Annotated in this window: 2 protein-coding genes; one reads left to right on the top strand and one right to left on the bottom strand. The window is 35.3% G+C overall.

Going from position 1 to position 2,541, the window contains the following annotated elements; all coding sequences use genetic code 11:
* Positions 1-67: 67 nt before the first annotated feature.
* Complete coding sequence (locus HGG78_RS18600; protein WP_172533797.1) at positions 68-337, top strand: hypothetical protein; 270 nt, start codon at positions 68-70, stop codon at positions 335-337.
* A gap of 27 nt (positions 338-364) precedes the next feature.
* On the opposite strand, the gene HGG78_RS18595 is transcribed toward HGG78_RS18600, so the two are convergent.
* The gene (locus HGG78_RS18595) at positions 365-1,885 is read right to left on the bottom strand and encodes a zincin-like metallopeptidase domain-containing protein (RefSeq protein WP_172533796.1); all 1,521 of its coding nucleotides are present in this window, start codon (positions 1,883-1,885) and stop codon (positions 365-367) included.
* Positions 1,886-2,541: the final 656 nt, after the last annotated feature.

Genomic DNA, 2,541 nt, shown 5'->3' with positions numbered 1-2,541 from the left:
AGTTTATAATGTTTGATGATCTAAATATGTTTTAGTATAATATGTATATATTAAAAAGGAGGTATTTATGAACATTTCAAAAACTACTATAAACTTTGCAAAGAAAAGATTTGTTGAATTGTGTGTTGATGAAGATAGTGTTTCTTTTTACCCATTGAATGATGAAGGAGTTGAACCTGCATTAATCTACTCAATTCAAGATACAGGGTTTTTCTTTAAATCTAATATTTGGCTATCAGATCAAGTTAAAGAAGATTTGCCGCATTGGGTTATGGACGAGAAAATGCTTAGACGTATGATTGATTTCATTGCACCAGAATTAAATTCCACCCACTAAAAAGCTTCCTATCTGGAAGCTTAAATTCTACATCGTTAAAGCAGAACGGGATTTTCGAGCAAGCTTTTGGTCTTGCTTAGGTTCTTCTAATTCAAGTTCAGGCAACGGTTTTTGTGTGAGCTTTTCACCCTTTAACGTATCTAAAGACACTTTCGCTTCAATCATCTTCATAAGCGACTTTTTAACCGCTTCATCACGATTATTAGGCTCATCACTAAAGTATGCATTATCAGCGATTCGTTCAAGTAGCTCTGATTTATCAGTCTCAAATTTATGATAATCAATTTGGTCAGTAACAATCGTAAAACTCTCTTTGTCTTTCACAGATAGAAACGTTGTTTCAACAGTCATACCATCAGCGACAAGCTCTTGTTCAAACTTGATTCCGTAATCTTCAAGCTCCTTCAAAGCATTCTCAATTCTATAATTATATAAATTCGTAAGAACGAAATCAGAAGCTTCGATTCCGTCTTCATAACCTTTTACAAGACGCTCAGGATGTTCTACAAGGTCAGTCGAGTATCCATTGTTGTATCTGACACTTGCCCCAAAAGTCGAAAAAATACCTAATTTGCTTGAGATTCTAACTGCGCTAGATTCAGCGGTTACTTCTTCCTGATCATAATCTAAAGCGGTTGTCGGTAGTAAAGCAATTACTGGTTTACCCGTTTTTTTATTAACCTTGTTTTCTATTGGGAATCTATTGAAAATAGTGTGATGACCAGTGGAATGAGAACACTCATGAGCTGAAATTTGAAGATAAGATTCAGGATTTTTATAGCGTTCATACGGTGCAAACATCATCTGATGTGGAATTGGAGCGTATGCTGAAAGGTCCCTATCATCGAGTTCTATAGCTTTCACACCATTTGATGCTATGAGTTCTTGCCTCAAATCCAACAACTCTTGATTGTGTAGCGCAGGGTCCATCTTGATTTCTCTAAGCCTCTTGTATTCCCTCAAGTAAAAATGCTTCTCTATGAATTTCTCAGGTAAGTGATCAAAGAACGGTTCAATTGAACCAACAGCAGTATTTGTTGTGTTTCTATAGCTGTAATAACCTTTTTTCTTCATTTCATCTTCAGATAGATCTTTAGTCAGTTCTTCATATTTCACCTTTGATAATTTCAGTGGTGCTTTCTTCCCTTTTTGTCTCTTTCTATAAACCTCATACGATTCAACAATGTTTCCACCGTGTTTATACTCCTTCAATATTTCACCAATGGATAGGTGTTTTGATGATTCTGGTAGTGCGTTTTCATCAATTAACTTTGTGAAGAATGTTTTGAATGCATAGTGAGGAGCTACCATAGGGATGTTGTATCTATTTTCTGTTTGAGAAACATCTAATAGCAATTGATTTGAAAATGAATGAGGTTTGCCATTTAGATTTAGATGCATACCTTTCACCAAATTTTTGAATTGACCAACTTCTATTTGTTCTGTTTCTTCTACCTTCTCTTTCGCACCATCCTTTATCATTCTTGTAATAATGTTTGCTGTGTATTGTTTTCTTTTTGAAAGTTTCGTTTTTGTTTCTTGCTCCATGATATTTTCTCCTCGCTTATAAGGATTCATTACCACGAATTAGGGAATTTGAAAGAAATGGAGCAATAGTTCAGAAAAGCGATTCAGCTTTTTTTTAGTAGGTAAACGCAAAACATAGCTTTAAATCTTCATTGATAGTCCTGGTTAATTTTCCATAAATAACTGATATTGCGTTGTTTTGGGATTATTAAGAAAAAGTTAAATAAAAATAACTATTGACTGAGGTTGTGGTTATATGATAGTGTAATGGCACGCTAACGGATACGTTAGTGCAGGCAAGGAAAAGTAGCCGACAGTGCTAATATAAAGCATATGGTCAGAGGAATGACCGAGTAGGAAGCTCATTACTGTCAGACATGGAAGGTCGTAAGAACAGTAGTTAAAAGCAAAAATTAAGACCTCATATCTTATTTTTCTGCATTTTAACAGCCAGACAAGCGTTGAGTCGCTTGTCATAAAAAACGATGATTTTTAGTTTAAACAACAAGAGGATACATTTAGACCTGTCTCTTATACACATCGTTTTCAAAAACAAAATAACCTTTACTTCACCCACACCCCACCCTTCAGTTGCCTCTTCTTACACTTGATAGTCCACAAATATCTACCGTTCCTCCTGCTAGCCTCCTACACCACCACACCAATGCCCCTTTCAT

The sequence above is a fragment of the Vibrio aestuarianus genome (assembly GCF_012395185.1).
Taxonomy (GTDB): Bacteria; Pseudomonadota; Gammaproteobacteria; order Enterobacterales; family Vibrionaceae; genus Vibrio; species Vibrio aestuarianus.
This window is presented reverse-complemented; position numbering and strand designations above follow the sequence as displayed.

Bases quoted from the DNA above. Each gene is read 5' to 3' on its own strand.
- HGG78_RS18600 (WP_172533797.1), top strand. From the start codon at position 68: ATGAACATTTCAAAAACTACTATAAACTTTGCAAAGAAAAGATTTGTT.
- HGG78_RS18595 (WP_172533796.1), bottom strand. From the start codon at position 1,885: ATGGAGCAAGAAACAAAAACGAAACTTTCAAAAAGAAAACAATACACA.